Source organism: Microcystis ichthyoblabe FBCC-A1114 (genome assembly GCF_050500245.1).
GTDB classification, from domain to species: domain Bacteria; phylum Cyanobacteriota; class Cyanobacteriia; order Cyanobacteriales; family Microcystaceae; genus Microcystis; species Microcystis ichthyoblabe_A.
Genome location: NZ_CP191408.1, coordinates 1,245,088 through 1,271,772, shown reverse-complemented (window position 1 = coordinate 1,271,772; position 26,685 = coordinate 1,245,088). Strand labels below are relative to the sequence as shown.

The 26,685-nt window shown below is 42.1% G+C and carries 30 protein-coding genes, 2 tRNA genes and 2 pseudogenes; 16 read left to right on the top strand and 18 right to left on the bottom strand.

The window, feature by feature from the left end; all coding sequences use genetic code 11:
• The first annotated feature begins 89 nt into the window (after positions 1 to 89).
• Both ACQY1Y_RS06185 and accD read left to right on the top strand, forming a co-directional pair.
• Positions 90 to 239 (top strand): hypothetical protein, encoded by a 150-nt coding sequence (locus ACQY1Y_RS06185; protein WP_002753920.1) that lies wholly within the window; start codon positions 90 to 92, stop codon positions 237 to 239.
• A gap of 19 nt (positions 240 to 258) precedes the next feature.
• Positions 259 to 1,209, top strand: coding sequence for an acetyl-CoA carboxylase, carboxyltransferase subunit beta (gene accD / locus ACQY1Y_RS06180; protein WP_002734108.1), 951 nt, complete (start codon positions 259 to 261; stop codon positions 1,207 to 1,209).
• Between the two features lie 88 nt (positions 1,210 to 1,297).
• On the opposite strand, the gene ACQY1Y_RS06175 is transcribed toward accD, so the two are convergent.
• Entirely contained in the window at positions 1,298 to 1,681 is a 384-nt protein-coding gene (locus tag ACQY1Y_RS06175; protein ID WP_002734059.1) for a Fur family transcriptional regulator, read from the bottom strand.
• 31 nt (positions 1,682 to 1,712) lie between these two features.
• On the opposite strand from ACQY1Y_RS06175, the gene purS reads away from it, so the two are divergent.
• Positions 1,713 to 1,970, top strand: coding sequence for a phosphoribosylformylglycinamidine synthase subunit PurS (gene purS, locus ACQY1Y_RS06170; protein WP_002732994.1), 258 nt, complete (start codon positions 1,713 to 1,715; stop codon positions 1,968 to 1,970).
• Positions 1,971 to 2,055: 85 nt separating this feature from the next.
• Positions 2,056 to 2,754, top strand: coding sequence for a phosphoribosylformylglycinamidine synthase subunit PurQ (gene purQ, locus ACQY1Y_RS06165; RefSeq protein WP_002732490.1), 699 nt, complete (start codon positions 2,056 to 2,058; stop codon positions 2,752 to 2,754).
• Positions 2,755 to 2,803: 49 nt separating this feature from the next.
• On the opposite strand, the gene ACQY1Y_RS06160 is transcribed toward purQ, so the two are convergent.
• From ACQY1Y_RS06160 to ACQY1Y_RS06145, 4 genes are all read right to left on the bottom strand, one after another.
• Complete coding sequence (locus ACQY1Y_RS06160) at positions 2,804 to 3,991, bottom strand: RNA-guided endonuclease InsQ/TnpB family protein (protein ID WP_430014191.1); 1,188 nt, start codon at positions 3,989 to 3,991, stop codon at positions 2,804 to 2,806.
• A 215-nt stretch (positions 3,992 to 4,206) separates the two neighbouring features.
• Positions 4,207 to 5,325: a glycosyltransferase family 4 protein gene (locus ACQY1Y_RS06155; RefSeq protein WP_002794615.1), complete on the bottom strand. Its 1,119-nt coding sequence runs from the start codon at positions 5,323 to 5,325 to the stop codon at positions 4,207 to 4,209.
• 82 nt (positions 5,326 to 5,407) lie between these two features.
• Positions 5,408 to 6,634, bottom strand: a complete 1,227-nt coding sequence (locus ACQY1Y_RS06150) for a glycosyltransferase family 4 protein (RefSeq protein ID WP_103111310.1) — start codon at positions 6,632 to 6,634, stop codon at positions 5,408 to 5,410.
• Positions 6,631 to 7,290 carry a D-glycero-alpha-D-manno-heptose-1,7-bisphosphate 7-phosphatase gene (locus ACQY1Y_RS06145; protein WP_430014190.1) on the bottom strand — a complete coding sequence of 220 codons (660 nt, stop codon included), beginning with the start codon at positions 7,288 to 7,290 and terminating at the stop codon, positions 6,631 to 6,633. The genes ACQY1Y_RS06150 and ACQY1Y_RS06145 overlap by 4 nt, the downstream gene beginning before the upstream one ends.
• Before the next feature lie 601 nt (positions 7,291 to 7,891).
• Between ACQY1Y_RS06145 and ACQY1Y_RS06140 the strand changes: the two genes are divergently transcribed.
• The 4 genes from ACQY1Y_RS06140 (at position 7,892) to ACQY1Y_RS06125 (ending at position 11,397) form a co-directional block, all read left to right on the top strand.
• Positions 7,892 to 8,527, top strand: a complete 636-nt coding sequence (locus ACQY1Y_RS06140; RefSeq protein ID WP_002732320.1) for a D-sedoheptulose-7-phosphate isomerase — start codon at positions 7,892 to 7,894, stop codon at positions 8,525 to 8,527.
• A 37-nt stretch (positions 8,528 to 8,564) separates the two neighbouring features.
• Entirely contained in the window at positions 8,565 to 9,590 is a 1,026-nt protein-coding gene (locus ACQY1Y_RS06135; protein WP_123230218.1) for a dehydrogenase, read from the top strand.
• 92 nt (positions 9,591 to 9,682) lie between these two features.
• A complete protein-coding gene (locus tag ACQY1Y_RS06130; protein WP_430014189.1) occupies positions 9,683 to 10,381 on the top strand; it encodes a nucleotidyltransferase family protein in 699 nt (232 codons plus the stop codon).
• A gap of 92 nt (positions 10,382 to 10,473) precedes the next feature.
• Positions 10,474 to 11,397, top strand: a complete 924-nt coding sequence (locus tag ACQY1Y_RS06125) for a glycosyltransferase (RefSeq protein ID WP_430014188.1) — start codon at positions 10,474 to 10,476, stop codon at positions 11,395 to 11,397.
• A 72-nt stretch (positions 11,398 to 11,469) separates the two neighbouring features.
• Here ACQY1Y_RS06125 and ACQY1Y_RS06120 read toward each other — a convergent pair whose 3' ends face one another.
• Entirely contained in the window at positions 11,470 to 12,408 is a 939-nt protein-coding gene (locus tag ACQY1Y_RS06120) for a hypothetical protein (RefSeq protein ID WP_002753938.1), read from the bottom strand.
• Between the two features lie 359 nt (positions 12,409 to 12,767).
• Here ACQY1Y_RS06120 and ACQY1Y_RS06115 point away from each other — a divergent pair.
• Positions 12,768 to 12,983, top strand: a pseudogene (locus ACQY1Y_RS06115) (DUF4277 domain-containing protein); the annotation flags it as partial.
• 360 nt (positions 12,984 to 13,343) lie between these two features.
• On the opposite strand, the gene ACQY1Y_RS06110 reads toward ACQY1Y_RS06115, so the two are convergent.
• The 8 genes from ACQY1Y_RS06110 to ACQY1Y_RS06075 form a co-directional block, all read right to left on the bottom strand.
• Positions 13,344 to 15,209 (bottom strand): SUMF1/EgtB/PvdO family nonheme iron enzyme, encoded by a 1,866-nt coding sequence (locus ACQY1Y_RS06110; RefSeq protein WP_430014187.1) that lies wholly within the window; start codon positions 15,207 to 15,209, stop codon positions 13,344 to 13,346.
• Complete coding sequence (locus ACQY1Y_RS06105) at positions 15,202 to 15,576, bottom strand: Pepco domain-containing protein (RefSeq protein WP_430014186.1); 375 nt, start codon at positions 15,574 to 15,576, stop codon at positions 15,202 to 15,204. Before ACQY1Y_RS06105 ends, ACQY1Y_RS06110 begins: the two co-directional genes overlap by 8 nt.
• A 550-nt stretch (positions 15,577 to 16,126) precedes the next feature.
• The gene (locus tag ACQY1Y_RS06100; RefSeq protein ID WP_430014185.1) at positions 16,127 to 16,360 is read right to left on the bottom strand and encodes a hypothetical protein; all 234 of its coding nucleotides are present in this window, start codon (positions 16,358 to 16,360) and stop codon (positions 16,127 to 16,129) included.
• 371 nt (positions 16,361 to 16,731) lie between these two features.
• Positions 16,732 to 17,529, bottom strand: a complete 798-nt coding sequence (locus tag ACQY1Y_RS06095; protein WP_430014649.1) for an IS5 family transposase — start codon at positions 17,527 to 17,529, stop codon at positions 16,732 to 16,734.
• Positions 17,530 to 17,946: 417 nt separating this feature from the next.
• Entirely contained in the window at positions 17,947 to 18,549 is a 603-nt protein-coding gene (gene tsaB, locus ACQY1Y_RS06090; RefSeq protein ID WP_430014184.1) for a tRNA (adenosine(37)-N6)-threonylcarbamoyltransferase complex dimerization subunit type 1 TsaB, read from the bottom strand.
• A 29-nt stretch (positions 18,550 to 18,578) separates the two neighbouring features.
• Positions 18,579 to 18,650: transfer RNA gene (locus ACQY1Y_RS06085), tRNA-Lys, on the bottom strand.
• Between the two features lie 63 nt (positions 18,651 to 18,713).
• Positions 18,714 to 19,586, bottom strand: coding sequence for an aldose epimerase (locus tag ACQY1Y_RS06080; protein WP_430014183.1), 873 nt, complete (start codon positions 19,584 to 19,586; stop codon positions 18,714 to 18,716).
• An 81-nt stretch (positions 19,587 to 19,667) separates the two neighbouring features.
• Positions 19,668 to 20,354, bottom strand: coding sequence for a diacylglycerol/polyprenol kinase family protein (locus tag ACQY1Y_RS06075; RefSeq protein ID WP_016516894.1), 687 nt, complete (start codon positions 20,352 to 20,354; stop codon positions 19,668 to 19,670).
• A 55-nt stretch (positions 20,355 to 20,409) separates the two neighbouring features.
• Here ACQY1Y_RS06075 and yidD point away from each other — a divergent pair, with 55 nt between their 5' ends.
• On the top strand, positions 20,410 to 20,640 hold the full coding sequence (yidD, locus tag ACQY1Y_RS06070; protein WP_002732315.1) for a membrane protein insertion efficiency factor YidD: 231 nt from the start codon (positions 20,410 to 20,412) through the stop codon (positions 20,638 to 20,640).
• 154 nt (positions 20,641 to 20,794) lie between these two features.
• Here the strand turns inward: yidD and ACQY1Y_RS06065 are convergent, their stop codons facing one another.
• Entirely contained in the window at positions 20,795 to 21,553 is a 759-nt protein-coding gene (locus ACQY1Y_RS06065; protein WP_002777666.1) for an LmeA family phospholipid-binding protein, read from the bottom strand.
• Between the two features lie 198 nt (positions 21,554 to 21,751).
• Between ACQY1Y_RS06065 and ACQY1Y_RS06060 the strand changes: the two genes are divergently transcribed.
• Both ACQY1Y_RS06060 and ACQY1Y_RS06055 read left to right on the top strand, forming a co-directional pair.
• Complete coding sequence (locus ACQY1Y_RS06060) at positions 21,752 to 22,891, top strand: ferrochelatase (protein ID WP_430014182.1); 1,140 nt, start codon at positions 21,752 to 21,754, stop codon at positions 22,889 to 22,891.
• A gap of 88 nt (positions 22,892 to 22,979) precedes the next feature.
• Positions 22,980 to 23,052, top strand: a tRNA-Arg gene (locus ACQY1Y_RS06055).
• 317 nt (positions 23,053 to 23,369) lie between these two features.
• Here ACQY1Y_RS06055 and ACQY1Y_RS06050 read toward each other — a convergent pair.
• Entirely contained in the window at positions 23,370 to 23,621 is a 252-nt protein-coding gene (locus tag ACQY1Y_RS06050) for a type II toxin-antitoxin system RelE family toxin (RefSeq protein ID WP_430014181.1), read from the bottom strand.
• Complete coding sequence (locus ACQY1Y_RS06045; protein ID WP_002734321.1) at positions 23,614 to 23,859, bottom strand: hypothetical protein; 246 nt, start codon at positions 23,857 to 23,859, stop codon at positions 23,614 to 23,616. Before ACQY1Y_RS06045 ends, ACQY1Y_RS06050 begins: the two co-directional genes overlap by 8 nt.
• 276 nt (positions 23,860 to 24,135) lie before the next feature.
• Between ACQY1Y_RS06045 and ACQY1Y_RS06040 the strand changes: the two genes are divergently transcribed.
• The 4 genes and pseudogenes from ACQY1Y_RS06040 to ACQY1Y_RS06025 all read left to right on the top strand — a co-directional run bounded on the left by ACQY1Y_RS06040 (position 24,136) and on the right by ACQY1Y_RS06025 (position 25,519).
• Positions 24,136 to 24,504 (top strand): hypothetical protein, encoded by a 369-nt coding sequence (locus ACQY1Y_RS06040; protein WP_155119063.1) that lies wholly within the window; start codon positions 24,136 to 24,138, stop codon positions 24,502 to 24,504.
• A gap of 164 nt (positions 24,505 to 24,668) precedes the next feature.
• Positions 24,669 to 24,764: pseudogene (locus ACQY1Y_RS06035) on the top strand (PEP-CTERM sorting domain-containing protein); the annotation flags it as partial.
• A gap of 164 nt (positions 24,765 to 24,928) precedes the next feature.
• Positions 24,929 to 25,183 (top strand): hypothetical protein, encoded by a 255-nt coding sequence (locus ACQY1Y_RS06030; RefSeq protein ID WP_430014180.1) that lies wholly within the window; start codon positions 24,929 to 24,931, stop codon positions 25,181 to 25,183.
• A complete protein-coding gene (locus ACQY1Y_RS06025) occupies positions 25,184 to 25,519 on the top strand; it encodes a type II toxin-antitoxin system PemK/MazF family toxin (RefSeq protein ID WP_002750455.1) in 336 nt (111 codons plus the stop codon).
• 319 nt (positions 25,520 to 25,838) lie between these two features.
• Here ACQY1Y_RS06025 and ACQY1Y_RS06020 read toward each other — a convergent pair whose 3' ends face one another.
• Positions 25,839 to 26,648 (bottom strand): DNA adenine methylase, encoded by an 810-nt coding sequence (locus tag ACQY1Y_RS06020; RefSeq protein ID WP_430014179.1) that lies wholly within the window; start codon positions 26,646 to 26,648, stop codon positions 25,839 to 25,841.
• Between the last annotated feature and the right edge of the window lie 37 nt (positions 26,649 to 26,685).

Below are 26,685 nucleotides of genomic sequence, written 5' to 3'. Positions count from 1 at the left end.
GTAATTAAATCTTGATACAATAGTCTTCCGTGTCTTGGATCACCATTAGAACAACCCCCAGTCTAGGGTAAGCCGATTGGCTGCAGGAAATGCTCAAAGCTCACGACATCCCCAGTCGCGTTATCGCTATTGGCCCTGGTATTTATTGCGGCCAGGGTCATCAGTCCGCTCTACAAGTACGTCCCCAAGATCGCTGGACAGCACTTTTGTTATTAAGTCCTCTAGAAGAAAGTCGATAAATTATCTTTATTTTAAACTATGTCTCTATTTGATTGGTTTGCAAATCGCCAAAAAACAGAACCCAAGGTTCAACAACAACAGGAGCGGGAAATAGCCGACGGTTTATGGACAAAATGCCCCAATTGCGGCGTTTTGGCCTATACGAAGGATTTATTAGCTAATCAACTGGTGTGTCTCGATTGCGGTCATCATAATCGGGTGGAAAGTGAAGAAAGAATTCGCCAGTTAGTGGATGCTAATACTTGGAATTCCCTTGATGAACAGATTCGACCGACGGATCCGCTCAAATTTCGCGATCGGAAAAGTTATAGCGATCGCCTGCGAGAAACCCAAGAAAAAACTGGTCTGACGGATGCTGTCCGGACAGGAACGGGGACAATCGACGGTTTACCCTTAGCTTTAGGGGTGATGGACTTCCGTTTTATGGGGGGTAGCATGGGATCGGTGGTGGGAGAAAAACTCTGTCGTTTGACGGAACGAGCTACCGATGAAAGTTTACCCCTGGTGATCATCTGCGCTTCCGGCGGGGCGAGAATGCAGGAGGGAATGTTAAGTTTAATGCAGATGGCCAAGATTTCTGGCGCTCTTAACCGGCATCGGGAAGCAAAGTTACTTTATATTCCCGTCTTGACTAATCCCACCACGGGAGGAGTCACGGCCAGTTTTGCCATGTTGGGAGATATTATTATTGCTGAACCAAAGGCTACTATCGGTTTTGCTGGTAAACGGGTAATTGAACAGACTTTGCGCGAGAAATTGCCGGAAGGTTTCCAAACATCGGAATACTTGTTAAAACACGGGTTTGTCGATGCGATCGTTCCCCGTACCCATCTCAAGAAAACCCTCGCTCAATTAATTAGTTTACATCAGCTCTTTTTCCCCTTGTTATCCCCCCTCAACAGTCATCATCAATACAGTCAACCGGAGTTAATCCCCCTGAAAACAGCCCAGGGACAAACAACAGTTTAACTGTTCTAAGACGGCTCTGGAGTTGCCAGCCCGAGCATTTGTACTAAAATTTTCCCGATCAGCAGTTTAAATGTAGTACACACCACACTTAGCTAGGTTGACAGCGATCGCAAAGTCCAAAAAATTCGAGAGTATGGTAATAAACCTTGAATTGGTGGGATTTTTCGAGTTTTTCTTCCAATTCATGAACGGGACACTCATTAAAGACGATAGACCGACCGCAATGAATACAGGTAAGATGGTGTTGATCCTGCTGAACGGAACTGTAGAGGGATTCTCCTGTGGCTAGGGTTCTCACCTGCACTGCACCCTGTAATTTTAGGGATTCTAGGGCGCGGTAAACAGTGGCTAACCCCATGTTTTGGTCACGCTGACGGAGTTCCACAAACAATTCCTGAGCGGATACTGCCCGATTTAAGGTTTTGAGTAAGTGGATAATGCGCTCTTGCGATCGGGTGCGTTGGGATTTCATATCAAAAAGGTCAGCGATCAAAGTTAATTCTATGCCAAAAAATTATCAGTGCTTTATTTATGTTACCCTGCGCCCTTCGGTTCTCGATCCGGCGGGTACAGCGGTAGAGTCGGGATTAAAGCAATTAGGTTATGATACTGTGGCCGGGGTGCGAATTGGTAAGTATATTGAGCTTACCGTGACAGCAGCAGACGAAACCAGCGCCCGCGAACAATTGGATCAAATGTGCGATCAACTATTGGCTAATCCTGTAATTGAAAATTATCGCTTTGATTTGCATTGTCAGTAGATAGAAGTCAGAAGACGGGAGGTAGGGCAAATAATTAAAATTTATCTGTCACCTTCTGCTAAAAAACTTAACCAAGTTAAAAATTATGAAGTTTGGGATTATTGTTTTCCCCGGATCGAATTGCGATCGAGATGTGGCAACGGTGACAGAGGGTATTTTTCAGCAACCCACCCGCTATATTTGGCATCAAGAGACGGATCTAGGGGATGTGGATGTGATTGTGGTGCCGGGGGGATTTAGTTACGGCGATTATTTGCGCTGTGGTGCGATCGCTCGATTTTCGCCAGCGATGAAAACTGTCCGAGAAGAAGCCGAAAAAGGTAAATTAGTTTTAGGCATCTGTAACGGTTTTCAGGTATTAACGGAAATTGGGCTGCTACCTGGTGCGTTAATTCGTAATCGCGATTTACATTTTATTTGCGATCGAGTGCCGGTAAAAGTGGAAAATAATCAATCTGTCTGGACGCGGGGTTATCAACCGCAACAGGTGCTTAATTTGCCGATTGCTCACGGGGAAGGGCGTTATTATGCCGCAGAAGATACGTTAAAATCTCTAGAGGATAACGGACAAATTCTCTTTCGTTACTGTACTCCCACAGGAGAGGTAAATGAGTCAGGAAATCCTAACGGATCGTTAAATAATATTGCAGGAATTACCAATAAAGCAGGAAATGTGCTAGGAATGATGCCTCATCCCGAACGGGCTGCCGATCCGCTGCTCAATTTGACCGATGGTAGTTTGTTATTTCGGGAGATAACAGGTAATTGTGCTGTTTTGATGTGAGGAATGTTGACATCCTCGCCGCCGTAAAACGGACGGCGATTCCCAAACCTCACGATTTGGGTTTCTGCTTCTTTCCCGAAGGATTTTTCGCACCTGCCTTAACAGATTTACTCTGTTCTGGTCTTATGGTCGCTCTACAGACTGACACCGCAAGCCCTGCGGCCAAAATATTTTTACTGGCGTTAATATCTCGGTCATGGTGTGTCCCACAGATTGGACAGTCCCACTGTCGAACATTTAACGGCATTTTCTCAGCAATATACCCGCAATTACTACACCTTTTAGAACTGGGAAACCATCTATCTATTTCGATGTAATTTCTTCCGTACCAAAGGCATTTATAGGCTAATTGTCGAGTGATTTCTCCCCAACTAACGTCAGATATTGCCTGAGATAATTTCGGGTTTTTGACCATATTCTTGACGGCTAAATTCTCAACCACAATCGTTTGGTTTTCACGAACTAATTGAGTGGTTAGCTTGTGTAAATGGTCTTTTCTGCTATCGGTGATTTGAGCGTGAATCCTTGCTACTTTGATTCTTGCTTTTTCCCGATTTTTTGACCCTTTCTGTTTTCTAGAAAGGCTTTTTTGGGCCTTTCGCAGTCTCCGATAATGCTTTTTAAAATGCTTGGGATTAGATACCTTGTCTCCATCGCTGGTAATCACAAGGCTACTAATTCCTAAGTCAATTCCGATGGCTTTATCTGTTACTGGTAATGGCTTAATTGTTGGGTCATCAAATCTTATTGAGATATGCCAACGTCCAGAAGGATGTAATCTGACTGTTACTGTACTTGGTTCACATCCGTCTGGTATTTGTCTTGACCATCGAATAGGTAAAGGTTCTGTGCATTTGGCTAAATAGATTTGTTTGTCTTTAAATTTAAAAGCAGACTTAGTAAATTCGGCACTTCCTCCTTGATGTTTTTTCTTAAAGTTAGGATACTTAGTACGACCAGCAAAGAAGTTAGTGAAAGCTGTTTGTAAATGTCTTAACCCTTGTTGTAAAGGTACACAGCTTACTTCATTGAGAAAGTTTAATTCTTCTTGTTTTTTCCAATCGGTTAGCATTGAAGAAGTTTGAACATATCCTACTCTTTCTTGTCTTTCGTACCATGCTTGTGTTCTGAGATGGAGAGCTTTATTGTAAACTAATCTTACACAGCCCAAAGTGCGCCGCAATAGCGACTCTTGTTCGGGTGTGGGGTAAAATCGAAACGAATAGGCTTTTTCCATACCTCACATTTTAGCATATATTTTGTAAATGCGCTAATATTTAACAGCAAAGCCAACCTAAAACGGCGGGGTTTCAGACCCAAATTTTCGATGATAAGTAGTCGTGCAAAATTAATTTCTTGGTTAGGATAGGCAAAAGGCAATAGGCAAAAGCTTTATCGAAATGTGTAATTAATTTTGCTTAGGTACTTAATGAGTCGCCAAAAAGCTCTAGACTACAATTTTGGCAATAATTGGTCGTAGGATTGGATCATTCTTTCGTAAGTAAAGCGAGTGGCATTGATAAAACCTTTTTGCCTCAAATCTTCCAGGCGATCGGGAGCGAGAAGATTTTCTGCAATAATAGTAGCGGCAGCCTCGTGTTCGGTGGGATCGAAATACACTGCCGCATCGTCAGCGATAACAGTCATGGGGAGACGATTGGAGGTAAAGACGGGACAACCACAGGATTGAGCTTCAATCACGGGAACACCGAATCCTTCCTGAAAGGAGGGAAAAATTAAAGCAGTTGCTAGGCAATAAAAGGCGCGTAAGTCATCATCAGAGACGGTTCCTAATTCGATTACTTGTGCGGACAAGTTATTCTGATTAACAAATTCTCGCATATCTGGCAGCAAAAGTTTTCCCATCAGGATTAATCGGCAATTTTCCAGACCAGAGAAAGTGATTAACCTCTTGAATATTTTCAGCAATCCCAATCGATTTTTATACCATTGGCGGCCTCCGACATGAATTAGCCAAGGATAATCACGGTTGATATTAAATTTGCCCACCAGAGCTACTGCTGCTGCTTTTGTCATCGGACTGTATCCCTGATTCAAGCAATCCTCAATTACTTCCGTTTGTTCGGGAGCAATTTTAGTTAAACGGAGAACATCGGCACGAGTAGCTTCGGAAGAACAGACAACATATTTAGCCTGTTTTAATCCTCGCAAAATCATCGCCTGATACTGTTTTCCCGTCCAACTGGTGGGATTTTCAGGAATTTCTCCTAGGGCGGAACGGATGGCCAGCAGATCATGACAGATGATAAAATATTTGCGATCTTTTAGATAGGGAGTTAAATAGGATAAAGCTTGATCACAAATGCAGACGATATCAGCCCAATCAAGCTGCTGACGTAACTGCACTGGGAAAATAATTAACTTATCGATGTACCCTAACCACTTGCCGATGCCCTGGGGAGAAGGCTTCAGTTGACCGAAAATAGGCTGTGCTTGCACTCGCCGAATTTCGTGTCCTTTTTGTCTGAGTCCTTTCTCCACTAAACCGACAAAACGATTAATACTAATCTGCCGATCGTTGACGTAATTTCCTACTATTAAAACTTTCATGATTAGGCTCCAAAAAATCAATTTTTATAGCGGTAAAACCCTCTAACAGTCTCGAGGGAAATTTCGGGGTTAAGAAATAATATTAGTCCTGCAAAATTTCCTCGTATCTTTGTCCCGCTCGCTCCCAGGTGTACTCCGATTCCACCATCGCCCGGCCATTATGGGACAGTTGTTCTCGCACAGAAGGATCATCGAACAACCTAGAGATCGCTGCAACGTACTCAGCAACACTATTAGCCCGCAGCGCCCTAGGGGGAATTCCCGCTGCTGCCACCGTTAAACCCTCTAAACCGCGATCGCTGGCGACAATCGGAATCCCCGCGGCCATGGATTCTAGAGTTTTAGTCTTGATTCCCAATCCCACCCGCAGGGGAACCACACAAACGGTTCCTCGGTGTAAATATTCCACTGTCGAGGGAACGGTTCCCGTCACCCTCACACCGGGATACTTGGCCAGTTCGAGAACTTCCGGTGCTGGGTTGGCCCCCACTAGGGTTAAAGTGGTGTCGGGATATCGCTGTTGAATGACTGGCAGGACTTCTAAAACAAAAAAACGGGCGGCATCGATATTATGGGTGGAACTCATGGCACCGACAAAGACCAATTTATGACCGCCGGGATCCCGAGGACGATAGGGAAACAGGGCTAAATCCACGCCATTAGGCACGATATCCACCCGTGCATCCGGGAGGATTTTTAATAATTGTTCGCGATCATAATCGGTAGTGGCCACCAATTGCGAAAACTTGGCACAGTAACGTTTTTCGTACTGATAGAGTAGGGGCAGATAGAGAAAATCCCGCAGGGGATAGGTGGAGGCTCCTCTATCCAAATGATTGCGTGTCCAACCGTACACGGAACTGTGAATATCTACTACGGTTTTGACTCGCTGACGGTATTCTGGCCGGATAAAAATCTCGCTGATACTCTGAGCGCAGATAATTACATCACATTTTTGCTGCTCGACGTATTCATCTATTCGCTCTTGAATTAGCGGCGAACGATAACTAAGAACACTAGCAGGGGTCATCTGTACTATTGCCTCCAGAAAGCGCCCTGTTTGACCGATTAGTTTTGTCAGTCCCTTGCCTGGTTCGGGAATTTCCTGGGGCGGAAATAAGACAAGATGATTGGTAAAGGTTTTTAATTCTTCGATCTGAGTTTCCGTGACATTTTCTACCCGACGAGCAAACAGGGTGACATCGTGGTTTTGGTGAAGACATTTGATCAGGTTAAAAGTTCTCCCCTCCGTTGCCCCGCGACTAGGTGGATAGGGAAAGTTATTGCAAAAAAGGACTAATATTCTCATAATTCTGGTTCGGCAGCGGTTTTTGACAATAATTCTACCGTTTCCTTTAGTTGGCTATATACGGGAATCTCAACTGGGTATTTCTCGATCTCCCCAAGGGTGACTTTTCCTCGCCCTGTTAAGAGTAATACGGGCTGACAACCAGCTTCTAGGGCGCATTCTAGATCACTGGGCGCATCGCCGATGAACAACGAGCCGGCTAAGTCAATTCCGTATTGCTGGGCGGCTGTCAGCAGCAGATAGGGGGAGGGTTTGCGGCAGGGACAACCTTCGTCGGGATGGTGCGGGCAGATGGCAAGATCGTGAAAATGCACGCCCAATTGTCGGTATTCCTCAATCATACGCCCGTGAATCGCCGCCAAATCGTCCCAAGTGAAATAGCCCCTAGCAAGTCCCGATTGATTGGTGATGATGATCAGCAGATAACCCGCATCCTGCCACTGTTTTAAGGCAGCCGCTGCCCCGGCGGGAATGCTCACCTGTTCTGGTTTACTCAGATAGGGAATATAGTCAATAACTACCCCATCTCGATCGAGAAATAAGGCTTTGTTCTTTTTTGCTCTATCTTCGCTTTCGCGGTCAGAATTGCCAAGATGTGGCGGAGACGGGTATTTCTGGTGGCCGTCATTGACGGAAATTGCGGGGAAAGGATTCATTATGTGGGACTTTTTCGAGTCGGGGACTAGAATTCTCAGTTCTTCTGTCAGAGACGAGAGCTTGAACCGATGGACAGACAAAATTCGAGGGATTGTCGCGATTTGTGCTAGTTTTCTCGGCTAAATTGCTTCCCTTTACTATCTAGATGTCAGGGTATAGCAATCAGGGCATATTATACGCCGTCAGGCCTTTGGGCTTTTGATTATATCGGCGGTATTGTCAGGAATTGTTAACATTTTTGTCCAGCCAAACAAAAGGCCAAGACTGGCAAAGGTTGAACCCCCGCTCAGAAATCCCTCGTCTCGGCCAGAATAGATCAAAAGTTTATTCACAAACAAAACAAATTGTGCTAGGGTTGGGGCGTTTGTGGTATATTCCCAGAATAACTGGCAAAAAATCACTCTTTTGACTTGATCGCTCTAGGTTTTTCTAGAACTATCATTGGCCTGTTTTTCTTGTCCCGTGATCAATTCTACCGTGCTAGGGGTTTTATACCCAATTAATGGAGAGCGATTCTCGTCTTTTGATACTATTCAATATAATGACAGAATGATTGAGAGTTAAATTTATTCAACTAATAAAAATTGGAAAATCAAACCTATGCCAATGGTGGAAAAATCAAACAAAAAATTGGATAGTTTCCAGAGTGATCCGTCTCTGTCAATTTTAATCAAGACTGAATTGGAGGAAGCTTATGTCCTGAAAAAAAACCTACTAACCGAGACAAAATATCTAGAAAAAATCCAAGAGATTTGCCAAGTATGTATCAATGCTTATCGCAATAACCACAAAGTATTAGTGGCTGGTAATGGAGGCAGTGCCGCCGATGCTATCCATTTTGGCGGTGAGCTGCACGGCCGATTTCTGAAAGAAAGACAGTCTTTGCCAGTTCGCGTCCTCAATAGCGATATCGCCAGTTTAACAGCGATTGCCAACGATTATGGCTACGAATATATTTTTAGCCGCCAGATAGAAGCGGAAGGAAACCCTGGCGATGTGTTTATCGGTATTTCCACTTCGGGAAATTCCGCTAATATCCATCAAGCTCTCAAAGTTTGTCAAGTAAAAGGTCTCACTAGCATCGGTTTAACTGGGGCGAAGGGATTAGCTCTAGAGCAAAAAACCGATTATTGTTTGATGATTCCTAGTACCAGTACCCCGCGCATTCAAGAAGGTCATGGTTTTGTTCTCCATACTATTTGTTTAGCGATCGAAGAAGCGCTCTTTCCTAACTAAAATCTCCTAGCAAAAAATCAACCTAAACAGCCTACCTATGATCATCAGAACCAAAGCTCCTTTAAGATTAGGTTTAGGTGGTGGTGGCACCGATGTGGAGCCCTACTGTAGTCTTTATGGGGGTTACGTTCTCAACGCTACTATCGATCTCTATGCCTACTGTACAGTCACGGAAATTACTGACAAACAAGTCATTTTTGTTGCCGCCGATCGAGGAGAACAACAAATAGAAACCCTCCAGTTTCCTCTCCTCTATAACGGCGTTCTCGATCTGCATAAAGCGGTCTATAATCGTTTGATTAAAGACTTTAATCAAGGGCAACCTTTGCCGCTGCAAATCACTACCTTTTCCGATGCGCCGGCTGGTTCGGGATTAGGTTCTTCTTCTACCCTAGCGGTAGCCATGGTTAAAGCCTTTGTGGAACTGTTAAAATTACCCCTAGGTGAGTATGATATCGCCCATTTAGCCTACGAGATCGAACGAATTGATCTAAGCTGGTTAGGGGGCAAACAGGATCAGTACGCTGCCACTTTTGGCGGTTTTAATTTTATGGAATTTTATGAACAAGATCGAGTCATAGTTAATCCTTTGCGGATTAAAAATTGGGTGATCAATGAATTGGAAGTCTCTCTGATCCTCTACTATACAGGCATTTCTCGCTACTCATCTCAAGTAATTGAGGATCAAATTCAGAATGTCCAAGAAAAAAATGAACAAGCGATCGCCGCTACCCATCAACTCAAAAAAGAGGCAATTCTCTTTAAAGAAGCACTGCTTAAATCAGATTTTATGGGGATAGCAGAAATTCTGAGAACTTCTTGGGAAGCGAAAAAGAAATTATCCAAATTAATTAGTAATCCGCAGATTGATCGCATTTATCGGGTAGCTAGGGAAACCGGGGCCTATTCAGGCAAAATATCAGGAGCTGGTGGCGGTGGTTTTATTATCTTTATGGTCGATCCTACCAAGAAAATCGAAGTAATAAAAGCTTTGAAATCAGAAGGAGGCCAAGTGATTAATTTTCATTTTACCAAATACGGAACCCAAGCATGGACATTATAGCAAACCAAGCATCAACGGGGAAGGATTATCCCTGTAACCCTAAAAATAGTTTTTAAAAGATTGGCAATAATTCAAATTTTTGAGGTGTATCTATGGATGTAATTATTCTGGCGGGTGGGTTAGGAACTAGGTTGCGATCAGTCATCAACAGTTTACCAAAACCTATGGCTCCCGTTGCCGACAGGCCTTTTTTAGAATATCTATTAGATTACTTAATATCTCAAAAAATTACCAACAAATTTTTAGTTTCTGTGGGCTATGAACATCAGAAAATTATCGATCATTTTGGTTATAAATACAAGGAATACGAGCTAACTTATTTGATAGAAGATACACCCTTGGGAACTGGAGGAGCAATCCGGTTGGCACTCAATAAAATTGAAACCGAACAAGCATTAATTGTCAACGGAGATACCTTGTTTAATGTCAATTTATCCGCCTTAATTAATTTACATAGTCAAAAGAAATCCCTGATAACTGTTGCTCTGAAGCCCCTAACTGACTTTGATCGTTATAATAATGTTCTGCTAGACGATGACCAAAAAATTATCGGGTTTGAATCCAAAAAATATCAACATAAAGGCTATATTAATGGCGGCATATATTGTGCAGGGAAAAACATATTATCCAGCTTTGATCTGCCATCAAAATTTTCTTTTGAGGACGACTTTCTCAAAGTTTATACCGAGAAAATTCCCATGTATGGCTTGATTTCTGACGAATATTTTATTGACATAGGCATTCCCCAAGATTACAATAAGAGTCAACAAGAATTACCATCTCTCATCTGAAAAGTATTTTTTTGAGAGAGTCTTGGTAGTCACCTAAGTTCAGCAAATTTGTGTTGGTATCGTCAAATTATTTCTCAATAAATTCACCAGAGATGCTTGCTAGTTTCAATCAACCGATATTATCTATTGTTAGCCCGACCATCGGAAATTTTTCCGAATATTGGTTACAACAACTTTTATCCGTGCAGGGAAATGTAGAATTTATTTTAGTTTACCCTCCTGGCACAACTGCGGCCTTCATAGCTGACCCACGAGTAAAAATTTTATACAGTCTCTACAAAGGAGAAACACCTCAAAGAGCCTTCGGTTTAATGAACGCCACGGGTCAGTATATACTGGCTTTAGATGATGATGACTTCGTGCATCCGGATGTTGTATCCCTAACTCTTGAATACTTTGAGAAATTTCCTCAGAGTTGGATGCTGCGTTTGTTTAAAGAAAAAATAAACTACTTAGATGAAGAAAAAATTAAAAGACCTTGGCAGCAATTGCCATCTCTTGAGCAATTTAGGATTGCCAGAAAAAGAGAAGATTCCTATCAGGATTTGATAGAGGTTCCCATTGCTCCTCTAGAAAATCATTTTGATATAAAAGTTGCTCTCTGGCCCTACGCTAAGAGAAAAGACATTCATGGAAGTCATGTGGAACCTTTTAATAATACCATTTGGAAAAGTCCAGCAGTTAAAGAAGCTCTCACAGAAATGTTTCAAGGGACAAGAATGGCGGAACTTTTAACTTGGTTGCCTCTTTGGGGATTAGATAGGGCAATCGGACTATATATTCAAGCTAAATTTTTTCAAACAGGTGCTTGTATTGGTCATTGGATGCCCGAACCTGGTCAAATCAGATATATTGTTAGGCCTTATTCCTTAAAAACAGTGCGATTGTTAGTGTTGGTAGAGATGTTGTTAGTGAAACAATTTCCCCAGTATGGCTACTTTTGGAATCTATTTTTTGAAGAATTTTACAACGGTGTGAAAATTAAAATTAGGCAAATATTTAAAAAGCTAAATTAAGGTTAACAGCTAAAAAATAGGAAGCAAGTCTTAATACTTACTTCCTTGACAGATTACAGATAGACTGATATTTCATACCTCTTTACCCAAGCGAGAACGAATAAAGATTCGCGGCACATTTAAGATGTTGGGAATAACGAGATTCCACATATATCCGTATTGGGGAAAACGTCTGATTAAGTAAAGTTCAGAAAGTACACCATAACGATTAAATCGTATGTATTCAGGTGGATTATTTTCAATACGAATTTGTTCTGGCATCGGTAAGAGATGACCAATAATTTTGCCTTTTCCTTGCTCAAAAAACTTCGCTTGTATAGCTAGTCCCAAAACTCGATCAAGACACCAAAAGGGAATATACTTAAACGGACCCATAAAAGGCATTAACCCCACCAGATCCTTCAGGGTTTCCTGTGCTATAGAAGTTTTCCAAACCTTCTTGTCAAAATTCTCTGTATGCGGACCTCGATGATCTCTTCTTCCTCTAAAAATACACATTACGTCAAATTTATTATCGATAGGAGTAATGGGAATTTCCAATAGGTAGTTGCCTTGTTCGTATAGCTTAGAGTTACCTTGAGACCTACCACAAACTTCTAGTTTTTCGATCGGTTTTGGTGAAAGCCAAGGAGCTTCTAGAATTTCTTTTTTACCAAATTCAACATCTTTCCGGCTAAGTCTCATGACCCAACTATCAGGAAATCGGGAAAAGTATTGACGGCTAATTTCTGAAATGTCGGGATTGATATACTCATCACAATTAATTGTCAATGTATAGGGAGCGGTAGCATTGATCAAACCTGTGGCACGTTGAATAATTTCTCCCCGCAAGGGACTGACTATTTGCTGTACCCTAGGGTCGGAAGTGGGATACTTAGGGGCTCCCGGTGGATGAACCAAGATAAATTCTACTTCTCCCTTGACCTCGGTCAGCGCATTAAACCAGTGGTCAGCGAATCCTTCTCTAGTGGGAATAACAATTGATAGGCTTGGTGTTGACACCTTGTCCATGATAAAAAAATTTTTTCTCTATTTTTTGATGCCATTGTATCATAGTTCTCTGGCAACAAGGAAAATTTCTGGAAGATCAGAAGGCTGAGAGATCAAGAGTGGGAATTCAAGAGAAATAAAATCGATATTCAACTTGTTTACCATCCTAAAAACTGATTTCTAGGTTTTTTAACCCACATTCCGCACCTTCAACTGTCACATAAGCTATCCCCCTCCAGAGACTTGAGTAAAAATACTTAGCTGGTGAAGGTTTTCTCGGCACCAGCTAGGGGGGTCTTGAAACCCCTAATTATGAAAAAATAGGAATTGTTGGAAAACTGAGACGAGTGGACTGTTCGACCAGGAATCAATCAACAGAAATTGAAGTCAAAAATCTAGACCATCTGGGATTAGTAGCCGGAATTATCGATGAAATAGGAATCGTTGAAATTATCAACGAACAAGTCTCAATTGAGCGAGGAGAAATTGTCACAGCGGGGCAAGTCGTCAAAGCAATTATCCTGAACGGATTGGGATTTGTCTCCCGGGCCTTGTATTTATTTCCTCAATTTTTTGAAGATAAAGCAACCGAACATCGCTACGCGAGATCGTTCTACATCTTTCCATTCAATTGTACCGATCGCATAATCTTGTTGCAATCGTCTGAGTCTTCTCCTACCCCGATGAAGGTTACTATTCCTGACGCGAACTCGGTCGGGTAGAATACGAAAACCGAGGAAACTAGCACCGTATTTAGTGGCAAAAAGTTGACTTTTGGTCGCAACGCGCTCGCTACGCGAGATCGGGTGAATTTTCAGCTAATTCTTTCATTGCCTTAATAAAATTTAACATTAACGCCATTTTCTCAAAAAAATCGACCCGCCTAAGGGCGGGAAAGAAAAGAAAAAAGAAAAAATAGGGAATGAGGGTAAAAAGGGAAAAAAAGGGAAAAAGGGTTACAGAGTCCTCCCAGCACCGCACACCACCCGAAAACCGAAGCTGTTGTCGAGGTCGCGGCGGAAGTTGAAGTCGCGGTAAGCGGAACGACAGTCATCCGGATAGTTGGACCAAGAACCGCCCCGCAGAGAAGAATGATTATTATTCCCATTTTCTGTCCAGACACTGCCATCCGTCGGCGCACCATCATAATTATCATGCCAAGTATCGGCGCACCATTCCCAGACATTGCCGTGCATATCGTACAGTCCGAAGGCATTGGGGGGAAATTGTCCCACGGGAGTTGTTTCGCTTCGATATTCTCCCTTCGCTTCCTCGGCGTAGGTTTTGCTGGCATCGTAGTTGGCCAATTCCCCCGTAATGGTTTCCCCAAAGTAGAATGGGGTGGTGGTTCCAGCACGACAAGCGTACTCCCATTCCGCCTCACTCGGTAGTCGATACTCCCGTTTTGTTTCTCTTGATAGTCGTTTACAAAATTCCGTTGCTTGATACCAGTTGACACTTTCTACGGGTAGCTCATCCCCTTTGAAGTTAGAAGGGTTTGTCTCTAGGTCGATGTCTATTTTAGCGGTTGCAGCGATCGCTCTCCACTGTTCCTGGGTGATGGAATACTTGCCCATAAAGAAGGGGGGGACGTTAACCTTATGTTGAGGTCTTTCCCTTCTATATCCTTCCCAATTAAATTTTTTAACCAGTCTTTCGATTTCCTCGTCTTCTGTTCCCATCAGGAAAGTTCCCCCCGGTATGGCAACCATTTCTAAGGTAATGCCATTGCCCAAATCTTCGCTGAAATATTGGGACTGTTTCGACTCTTTTTTGATTTGCTCACCCTTCGCATTTACTCGCACCACCTCAAAGTTAAATACCTTGAGTCCAGTTTCTTGAGAAGGTTTAGGGGTCGATGACCTATTTCCCTCAGACCCCGTGACGTATTCGCGACGCGTCAAAGGAATCGAAGACTGTCTTAGAGCGATGCGCTTGATAGCTTCGATCGCCTCTAAATCGCCACGAGATGCTCCTAAGACACGAATCCATAACTGTTCAGCTAAGTCAAGATCGCCCCTATTTTCTGCTGAGGAAGCCTCATACTTTAGGGGTTGCACGTCCCTAAGCGTGGCAACTTGTTCTAACAAAATAAAATAGAGCTTGTGGGGCGGTTCTGCTTTTAGATAGGGATTCTGTCTCGGTTTCCCATATCTAGCGTTAGTTTGCTCGACTTGACGGCGCAGATATTCGTCTAGACGCTCGACCGTAGCACAATTGGCTTCTCCTTGCCGCCGCAATCCTTCCAGCAGCGTATGAGTAAATGAGCCTTGTTGCAACTCATCGATCTCCCAAGATTGCTGATTGGCAGTACAGGAATAAAAGGTTATGACTCCCTGATGCTCCTCCTCTCCAATGCCCAGACCGCCTCGGCTGTCTTCATCTCGACAGGCATCTAACAATAGTACGACGTTATCCGCCCCAGACCGCCGCAGCCGCTCGGTGACATAATCCACCGATACAGCCGTTTCTCTTACATTGCCCGGATCACTATCCGACAGCATCAGATAGTCTTTGTCTTGATAGCGCCTGCCATGACCAGCAAAGAAAAACCAGAGATTGTCTCCAGACTTAAGCAGGGGAGTCTCGAACTGCTTCTGAAGAAACCGCTTGAGACGACCGTAGGTTGGCTGCGTGGGAATGGGGGGACTAGCAGGAATGCGTGGAGAATCTTCGGTAAAGAGAAATATCCCACTGCGATCGAATCCTCCCTCCCCTTCACACCAAGCTTTGATCGCTTCCGCGTCTTTCTTGGCGTATTTCAGCGGCTTGAGGTTGTCATACTCGTTGATGCCGATTGCTATCACCCAGTTTTTAGCCATCTTTTCTCTTGAACTTAAATGTCATCGCTCCTTTACCTCCTGCTTTGCCCCCGACCCCAAACAGGCTAACTTGTCCTTCCCCATTAATTTCTACAGACAGTTCCACTTCATCGAGCCGGATTTTAGTGCCTGGAGGATCGGCTTCATCGAGCATTTCCCGCATCGCTTTGAGAAAGCCCTGCATTTCTAGCTTCAGTTTGGACACATCCACTTGACTTCTTTCGGTGGCCGCAACTTCGGGCGATCTTTTCTGTTCACCGATCTGTCCCCCGATATCACTGCTACTTCTAGCGCCGGTGGGCGTTTTTTGAAGATCATCACCCGTAATAATCCATATTTTGCTGGGAGTCGCAATATCTTCGGTCATTGTGTTGATTTCCCCTAAATGTTATTTCACTTGCCTTTAACCAAACTTTCTAATTCCATTATCTTTCTCTCAACCTCCGCCATCCTCTGACTCAACGGTACAGTCTCGGCACAGCCCAAGTAAGCAGCATTGCCGAAGGCACTCGCTACGCGAGACCGCACTGACGATCACATCCGTCTTGGACGTGCCAACCCGCTCGACGTACTGGTTGAGTTCGGCGAGGAGAGGTGGGGGAATTCGGACGGCGATTTGTGGTTTGCCCATAACAGTTACATTTCTTCTCCCACTATGCTACCAAACGCATGACTAAGTATCACCCTTCCAGTCATTTTTCTTAACGAACGACCGAACAGCGAGCTACCTTCGAGTACCATCCTACAGTTATTCGCTAGAAACAATACAGGACAAAAGTTACAGAAAATTTTAAAAACCTTTCCTTAAAAAATTAAGCGAACCATGAATAAAAAATTCTCCTTAGCCCAAAAGTATTCAGCAACAATTTCAGCTTTAACTTGGGATTTTTCTATAGATTTACCAAAAAAGAATTGTGTTACATTTTGTCATAATCTTCTGGCTCTCTATCTGAAACTTTAGCTAATGCTTGTTGAAACTTCTCCCAACTTCCCTGTTGTGCTTTTTCTTCTAGATAATCTTTAGTCATCCAAGAGGATATTTGGGCAGATAAAGCCATTGTTACCAGTTGCTCTACTGGTATGTTTTGTTTATTGGCTAAGGTTTCAATTTGTTGATATAAAACATCTGGAATGTTGGTGCTTAGTTTCATGGTTTGATTTCTCCTAGTAATCGTAAAAATTGTTTGGGTGTTAAAATAAAAATGCCGAATTTTTCAATAGGTTGTAGGTCTCTTTGATTGTAACTGATTATAAAATTAGCTTGACATTTGAGAGCTAAGTCTATAGAACTCTTGCAAATTAATTATATGTTATAATGACGGGTTAACTAATTTTCCCCAAAAAATTAGTTAATCAGTACATTTGTCCTGAATGAAAACTTGAAGTTTAACTTTTAACTCAAAACTCTTTAGAGCTGCTTTAATTTGGTTATCAAAACCTCTTTATTTAAGCGGCACAAACTATCTCAATTATAAAAATTGAGAATAAATTCTCCTTGACTTGATTAATCTTTAGGCAACTTTTAAGAAGCTGCTATACCTATCCCTAACTCACAGTTATAAATAGCCGCCAACAAGTTAACTCTTAAACTATATCTTCGACGACGATTCCGATATTTACAGGATAAGATTTTAAAGGTTTTGAGTTTCCTATTTATATGTTCAATGATAATCCTTTCTTTGGCTAAAGCCTTGTTATACTCTTTTTCTAACTCTGTTAATTTTCTATTTTTCGGTTTCTTTTTCGGTGTATAACTATTACTATGGTATGCAGCTATTCCCTGATAACCACTGTCTTCTATGCTGGTAGTTAAAGGATGAAAACGAACTCGACTTTTTTTAAATAAACTAAAATCATGACCTCTACCTTTCCCACAAAAGACACAGATAATTTCCTCTGTATTTTGATCAGCTACTAATTGGGATTTTAAAGTATGATAACCTCTTTTACCCGAAAAAAAATCTTTCTGTTTCTTTTGGGGGCGTTCAATGGGAGTTTCCGTCACATCCATTACCGTTACGACCGGTATCTCTGCTTGATTGAGTAAAGCTTTTTTTCCTTTTAAACGGAAGTTTCCCGATTGTAAAAGCATTTTTTCCGTCTTATTTACAATCCGACATATAGTTGATTCTGATAGTTCCCAGCTTGTACCAATGTGAAAATATGTTCTATATTCTCGCCAATATTCTAACGTTACTAAAACTTGTTCTTCTATAGATAGTTTAGGTTTCGGTCCCATTTTAGATGGTGAATTAGAGTCGGCTTCAACACTTTTTACTGATTCTACCATCTTTCTATATGTTTGTTTATACACACCGATTTTATTCTTTTTTCCACTTCAATCTAAGAATTGAGAAAAAAGCAAAACCTTATGTTATACCATAAAAAAATTATGCAAGAGGTCTATTCTCAACAAGCACTGTTTATTGAGAATTACTGGGGGAACCCTGAAATTTTCGGCTTAGTTGCCGGCAGCTTGCCGCCAACTCACTCCTCTAGATAAGTATTTTGACTCACGCTCCTTCCTCTTTTGAGACGTTGTGACACTTAGGGTGCGGAATGTGGGTTGTTGGGTAAGACTTTTAGACCTTTTTGAAATCCAAAAGTGCCAGGCGTGGGAGTGATCAGGGGGAAAATTCAGGTACTTTTTCCCCGAAAATTAGGTAATTGACCCCCTGAAAATGGGTAAAACCCTACACCCCACACCCCACGAGAAACTTTTTGCCGCAAACCCCAATCACATCGCGTAAAATGGTAGCGCCTCCGACCAATGGGGGCGTTTTCCCGTTTGCCAATCCAAATGGGCTAAATCGAGGATAGCGGGGGCATTTATGCCTAAATAGTTGGGTGTAGGTAATCTTTGATAGGAAATAGTTAAGTTTTCTAAGGTCTGCTGCCATTGTTCTGGAGTCATCAGGCTATCAGCTAAATAAACCCGATTACCCCGATAGATGCCCACATACAATTGTCCCCTAGTGGCGGGCATTTCTAGGGCTAGATAGGTATCAAGGGGGTAAAAATCCCGTTGTGACCAAGCAAAGGCCGCTAAACTGGAGACGGTAAAAATCGGTAGCTGTAATTGTTGTGCTAGGGTTCTAGCGGTGACTATACCGATGCGGGTACTGGTAAAGCTCCCCGGACCCCTAGCAGTGGCGAGAAAGGCTAAATCTGCCCATTTTTGCGGGGCTAGGAACTGTTTTAGATAGGGGTGGAATAGGTTCGATAAGTCCCTGTCTAAGTCCCAAGTTTGTTGACGACTATCATCCCTGAAATTAGAGAGGGCCAGTCCCAGTTGGGGACTGCTGGTATGCAAAGCTAATCCATAGACAGGGGAAGACAAGTCGATCTTTCTGTATCAGTAAGTTTTTATGGGTCGCCTGGGATTCGAACCCAAGACCAATCGGTTAAAAGCCGAGTGCTCTACCGCTGAGCTAGCGACCCGTTTCGTGTTCTGCACACGATTCATCAATATAACATCTTATCGAGGCTAAGTCAAGGGGTAATTTAAATTTGATTGACTCGCATTTCCACGATCGCCTCGCGGCTGCTCTGGGGTTCTAGGTAGGTCAAATGTTCGCCTGTGTTAAGGGCGTTGCGGGGAGCGCTCCAAGGTTCGAGACAGATATAATTTTTATCTTTCAGGGTCCAAAAAACTATAGTTGTATAGAGATCGTCGTAACTGAGGACAATTTGGCGCTGATGATAAGAATCACTAAAACCACTTTGATGGCGCGTAATTTGCGGAAAAGCGGCATCAATTTCTTCGAGATTAAAGTCAAAGTTACCAGAGTAGGAATGGAAGGTTTTCGTGCGTTGGTCGAGGTATTGGGAGGAGGGAATATCAAAGGATAATCGGGTTTTATCGGTGACTTGAAAATAGGGATGAAATCCGATAGAAAAGGGCATTTTTTCGGGGGAAAGATTGATTACTTTTTGGTGAATTCTGAGGCTGTTTCCTTGCAGTTGATAGGTAAAGATTAATTGAAAATCAAAGGGATAGACTTGACGAGTGGCTTCATTACTGTTTAATTCTAGGGTTAAACTAGCGGCGGTTTCGCTGCTTTGTTTGCTGACTTGCCAAGGTAAATCACGAGCAAATCCGTGTTGTTTGAGGCTATAGTTTCGGCCTTGGTATTGATAGGTATTATCGGGTAAGTTGCCGCAGATAGGAAATAAAATCGGGACTCCTCCGCGGACGCTGAGGTTAGGATCTTTGAATCTTTCTCTGTCCAGATAGAAAATATCTTCTCCGCAAATTTGCCAACGGGTGATGATTCCTCCTCTAGCGGGAACCACTTCCAGATAAGCGTCAGCCTCTTCATCCTTGAGACAATAGGTAAGGTATTGATTTTGGTTTTGAGTGATCGTAAAAGTCATATCAGTTATCAGTTATCAGTTACCAGTGATCAGTTACCAGTGAATATCATCGTTCTTCGGTAGTTTGAAAGCTGAGATAGACTAGCTTGAGATGAAAATTTGAGTAAGAAAATAGGCAATGGCGGCACTACCAACGGGTACAGTGAGATTATCTATACCCAGTTTCGAGAAAGTTTCTAGAATAGTAGCTCCGATCGCTGTCAATAAAGATACTAGAATAATTGGCGGATTAATGCCATTAACAAAAGATAAAATAATCAAGCTGACTAGAAAGCTGACTCCTAACATAGTCAGGGAACCTTCCAGACTTTTGCCACTGCCGAAAATTTTGTAGGGATGTTGACCGAAATTTTGTCCGACTAGGGCTGCTAATCCGTCTCCTAAAGCCATAATTAAAATACCCATTGCTGCGTATTCGGGGTGAGAAATTGGCCAAAAATAAGCCACAAGAACACCGATACTAACAGCATAAAAAAAAGTTCCCCAACTGCGGCGACCAACACTATTAAGACTGGGCAAAATGGGGAAAAAATAGGATAGGATAGCAATAATTGCCGCTAGGATGGCCGCACTTATTCCCACCCAAGCGGGGATATTTAACCACCAGGCAAAAAGGATGACGTTTCCTGTGCCAATGTGGACAACTTTGCGGGTAATTTCGCCATCGGTACTGAAAACACTTTTTAATTTTTCAGCGATCAGAATCAGAACAGCTAGGTAACAGGCGACTAAACTGATCGAAAATAGGAGAGGGTGGGATAGTTCCACGTGGCAAAAGCGAAAATTGACTATCTATTTAGTTTAGGCGATCGAGGTGACATTGATGAAAGGAATTTTTATTGGCTTAATTGAGGGATATAGACGGTTTATTTCGCCACTATTTCCCCCTTCCTGTCGTTTTCAACCCACCTGTTCCCAGTATGCCATAGAAGCGATCGATCGCTTTGGTGTGCTACGGGGTTCTTGGTTAGCAATTAAGCGTATTCTCCGTTGTCATCCCTTTCACCCCGGAGGTTACGATCCTGTGCCTCCCTGTAGCCACAAGCACGATTAAAAGCCACAGCAGTTATCTCAATGGGGAGATAAGAAGTTTTCGTTTTGGGGATTCAGGAGTCAGGATTCAGGAGTCAATAGCAAACTAGGTTATACTTCATCTTTAGGGTAAAGTCTGTAAAACTCTTGATATTTTTAGACCCGTTGATGATTGCCTATTTTCTTTTGGGAAAACGCTCGATATCGGCGATACCATAAAAGATAATCTGTTTATCTTTTAAACGTAGTCGATCGACCCTTAATTGAGTACCATCGAGAGCAAACTTATCTAAATCCATAAGGTTGTTAACATGGCTGATTAAAGCTTCTCCTAAAGCTTTCGATCTTTCGTCCCCTTGGTAAACCACATCAACAAATTGAATTTTTCGCCGTTCTTCCACAACCACAGCCGTGGTCATTTCTAGCAGAATTGGTTCTTCTTCTGCCAATTTAATTAGACTTTTGAGAGTTAAAGTTTTATCGTCATTGAGAATTAATTCTGTGTTCTGACAGTGAATTGATTTACCTTCGTACTCTAATCTTTGCAGTTTTTCGACAATAAAAGGTGTATTAAAAGAGGTGGTTAAGTCGTCTTCCGTTAAAACTACCCGCAAAGTGGCCCGCGTCGGTTGACGGAGTTTCACCTGTCCGGTAAAAATGGCACTAAAATCGATCGCCACTGCCTGCACATACAATTCCATGGCTTCGATGCGTAGGCCATTGTACATGAGCATCGACTGACCGATAAAGTCAAAACCGTCGATACTGCCTTGCAGTAATTTGGCTACGGGTTCGGCGCGGACAGTCGCTGTCAGCTTGCCTGTGCGTTTGAATAATGCAGCGATCGCAGCACTCACCACTTTACTGATGAGTTGATCGCCGCTCTGATTGGGAAAAGGTAAGCTACCAAACACGCCTGCTGTCATATCTCTCATAGGTGGAACTGCAACGATCTTAACATTATTTAAAGTTTCTTTACATATCGTTTTATTAATCAGGATGATAAGCAATCTGTATGATTCTGTAGAGGTTATAAATTTTTAGCGGTCTATCGCGTGGGAGGGGATAGGATGGAAAAACGCTACTATCCCAGTGATATAGCGTTTTTCACTTAGAAAATCGGGGTTAAAAACGTGGTTGCCATTTCAGATCAACAACCGTTAGCCGCTACCCACAACCACAGCGATCGAGTGGCGGTATTATTGATGGGATACGGGGAAGTGGAGAGTTATGAGGACTTCGCCAACTATAATGAACAGGCCTTAAATTTGCTGACGGCTAAGTTCGCTCCTGTGCCGACTTGGGTTTATCCTCCCCTAGCGAAATTATTGGCCATATTTGACCTACACGAATGGCAGCACCAGCATAATCACTTTATTTCCCCCCATAACCACATTTTCGAGCATCAAAGACAGGAAATTGAGCGCAATTTACAGGCAAAATGGGGTAATCGGGTGGAGGTATTCAAAGCGTTTAACTTCTGTGCGCCTTTTTTACCGGCACAGATATTAACGGAAATCCGCGAGCGGGGATTCGAGAAAATTTTGATCTATCCTCTCCTCGTTGTTGATTCTATCTTTACCAGTGGCATTGCCATCGAACAGGTTAACAAAGCTTTAGCTCAAGGACAAACGGGGGAACATTGGGTTAAAGGATTGCGCTATATTCCCTCGTTTTATAACCAACCCGCTTATATAGATCTAATGGCGCGGTTAGTGGAGGAAAAAATCGCGGCCGAGGTAGCTAGTAGCTGTCTTCCCTCGCAAATTGGCATTATTTTAATGAATCACGGTTGTCCCCACGAAGCTAAGGGATTTACGTCGGGAATCGATGAAAGTCAAGCTTTATACGAGTTAGTCCGGGAAAAATTAATCTATCGTTATCCCTTGATTTCTGTGGGTTGGTTAAATCACCAAACCCCCTTAATTAAATGGACGCAACCGAATGCAGAGTTAGCGGCGAAGAATTTGATTGAATTAGGGGCCAAAGCTTTAATTTTCATGCCGATTGGCTTTGCTACGGAAAATCACGAAACTTTACTGGATGTGGAGCATATTATCGAAGCTTTACGCCGCAAACACGACCAAGTTAATTATGTGCAGATGGCCTGTGTCAACAATAACCCCGAATTTTGCCGGATGGCTGCCGATTGGGCCGATGAACATATCGAAGCTTTACTGTCACAAGAGACTTTATCTGTCAATAGTTCTGTAACAATTCCTCACATTCATTCCGATCACCATCATCACCACGGACATCACCATCATCATTAAGCTTGGACAGTGGCAAAGAGGGGCAACGGCGAAAATTAGTCCTACCACTTGTCACTGTTGGAGCTATAATCTATAATTGTGCTTTCCTGGGTACGTAGCTCAATGGATAGAGCATCCGCCTTCTAAGCGGACGGTTGTAGGTTCGATCCCTACCGTACCCGTTATTGTTAAGTAGGGATTGGAAATTCTCTCCTCTTGTCCCGGGGACAATCGCTTTGATGCGGTGAGCGTGGAATTGGGTCAGTTGAATCCCGTCGGTTGATATTAATTGTGTTTAATTTAGTTGGCGATCGAGTTGAGGATCAGTCAAGGGAGAAGGCAAAGGCGAATAGGACATACTGCGCCACAATATCTCACGGAATGAGGATAGGTCGCCTGAGAAGGGGTAAAACAGGGGAAAACACCTGAGACTCCTTCCTCTGTGAATCACTGTCTTATGGCGAAAGGAGAAACAGCAGTCTAGAAAAGAGTTCTGGTATTATTTATAGACATCGCCGCGAGGTTTAATAGTTGTAATGACGTATAGATTGTTATTTCTATCTTCAAAAAACAACACTCGATACTTACCTACTCGCAATCTTAGTTCATCTCTTCCGTAAAGGGGTTTAATATCTAATTTTGTAGAATCCGAAATCAAAGTATCCAAAGCTTCAAGAAGATGAATTTGATCATTTTTAGGCATCCTTTCTAAGGAGCGTTCTGCTTGTCTAAGTAGAATATAATCAGCCAAGTTTATCTCCAAATAATTTGTATTTTAATTCTGTTGAAGTGATTCCAGTATCTCGACCGGATAAATAATCTTGCCATGCTGCTTGGCTTTCAGCAAGTTCTTCGGCTGGAATGATCTCATCGTCATCTTTTGGCGCTACGGTCGGCTTGATGATAGTTTTTAAATCCTCTAAAAGTCGCAACTTATCCGTAAGGGGAAGATTCTCTATTTGGCTGAGGATTTCATAGTAAGTTGTCATAGACCTTGATCGTATCAGATAATCCGAACACACCTCAAATAATACCACATCCAGATACTAACCAAAAATGGTAAAAGCGGTGGGCTGTTCACAACCGACTTGGTTCTGCGGTTTCTTTATCGGGATTAAGAGAGGAATATAAAGATTTATTAAATTGTAACTTTTAATACAGTTGTGGGGGGGGAGTGTGTGTTTTTGTTTTGTCCGCCTTTGGTGTTGGGTTGTTGCTTAATCTGGCTGCGAGGGGGAGCGCTCGCACTTTGAGGAGATACATTAATGAAAACAAGTGTAATATACATAACGGCTGTATTAACTTTATTGGGACTAACTGTGTCTCGACAAGCTAAAACATTTAACTTAAGTGAAAACAAAGACTTTTTAATAGCTCAATCTGGTCAAGTATATAAGTGTATAAATGATCATGGCAGATTTTTGATAGTGCCAGGTATTCCTGGTGCAACTTCCAGTAGGGTTAGTTGCCTGATCCCCGTGAAATCGGTAAAAAGATGTATGTACAAAAGATTTCTTGATAAAACTTTCCATCGTTGTTCTTTAGCCATACCAGCTTTAGATGGTGTTCCAGTCAATACATATTATTCCATAGGAACAACTGCGGGACTCACAACATTGTTTACTATCGATTAATTTACAGGAATATCTATCCATGTATCGATTAGTGTGGGAATCTCTGATACCTCAATATTTTTGAGAACTTGTTTCATGGCTTAAGTAGGTGCATCTACATCTTTCATTGTACCTTATCTAATCATATCTACATATCTAATAGTGTTCCTCAAATTATAACTTTCCTCCTCGCTCTCGGCACTATCGGCGCAGTTTCAACCCTGAAGCGCAAACTAAAACCCTCCCAATCCACTGAAAAAGAAACCACAAAAGTTGGCTAAATTGCTTCTAAAATACCATAAATGCTCCTTCATTCAGTCAGTAGAGGGGTTATTTTTTGTCTATTGTTTATTGTCTATTATTTAATTGCTGCTAACTAATTGACGACAAGAGCGTTTTTTTATGGTAAAATGGTTGGACTAGTGTAGATATAGTAAAAGTTGAAATGTCTGTCACCCATATTAATAATCTTCAAGACCAGATTTTGCAAAGTATTAAGACTTTACCGCTAGAAAAACAGCAACAAGTCCTTGAATTTGTCAAATCCTTACAAAAAAATTCACGTTTTCAGAAATGGGACAATATTTCAGATGCAGAAGCACAATCGTTACAAAATGAATTTGCTCAAGAGGATATTAGCTTTTCAGAAAGTATTTTAACCGATTATTTATCTCACCTTGAACAAGAGGATAAGGAATAAATGCGAGGCGATATTTATCTAGCTGATTTGAATCCGAGTCGTGGTTCAGAACAAGCTGGTATTCGACCTGTTATTATTGTCCAACATAACAATATTGATCGCTTCACTAGCACTGTTGTTGTAATTCCATTAACCAGTAATTTACGTCGCGCACAAATCCCCGGAACAATGGTTATTCCCGCAGGACAAGGAGGCTTAAATCAGGAATCAGTAGCCTTATGTTATCAAATTGTTGTTATTGATAGACAACGACTTCAACGACAGTTGGGGACACTTTCTTCTAGTTATTTACAGCAATTGGAAGATGTTATGCGATACACATTAGATTTAACATAAAACACTAATATGAATGTTTAATTAGGGTCTGCTGAATAAATCTAAAAACCTTGTTGGATAAGACTTTTGGACTTTTTTTCCCTCAAAAAGTGCCGACCTTTGGAGTGATTGGGGGGAAAATTCAGGTACTTTTTCCCTGAAAATTAGGTAATTGACCACCTGAAAATGGGTAAAACCCCAAACCCCACACCCCACACCCTGCCACCAGGAAAAACTTTTTGCCGCAAACCCTAACTAGGGATGGGAAATTCTCTCCTATCGTCTTGGGGACAATCGCTATAAGATTAGCGTACTGCTACGCAGTGCCTTCGGCATCGCACTAATAATTTTTGATCATTAATTCCCTACCAGATGCCGCCGCTCCTTGTTTATAATTATTCATGCCATACTGAAGATTCCACTCGATAATATGGGCAAAATTAAAGAGTTTTCGTATCTCTGGACAATCATCGTAGGTAATTAACCATTTAGCCTGACATTGACGCATATTATCGGCAAAACGTTGATGATCGAAGCTAGTATGTAAATTACCTCTCACACCGTACAAACGGGATTTTGTGGCACTATAGTAGGGGGGATCGAGAAATATAAAAACTTCTTTTCCCTCAGCAAATAATAATTCTTCGTAGTCTTGGTTAGTAATTTTTACCGATGCTAATAACGGCGCAATTTGGGTTAATCTGGCAATTGATGAATCAGTAAATCTACTGGTAAAAGCTGCTTGAGAATAACCTCCCGAATCCACTGTTCCCGAAAAAGTAATCCGATTTAAGATAAAAAAACGCACTGCTTTCTCAAAGTCGGTTAACTTTAAATCTTCCCTTGTTAAATCTTGAAATAATTCTCGTCCAGTATCATATTTCTGTTTAATTTCTGTTATTTTTGCTACCAATAACTCAATATTTTCTTGAGCGCATTGCCAGAAACAATATAAATCATAATTTAAGTCATTAATCCAATAGGTTTTTATTTGTTGTTCAAAGAGTTGCTTAACAGCAAAAAATACAGAACCACCACCAAAAAAAGGTTCTCGATATTCCCTAATATTCACAGGAATTTGCGGCAGAATTTGCTTGATTGCCCGGGATTTCCCCCCAGGATAACGCAAGGGACTTTTAATTTTTGACATTTTATACTAAATCCGTTTATTATTGAATTCCGTCTAA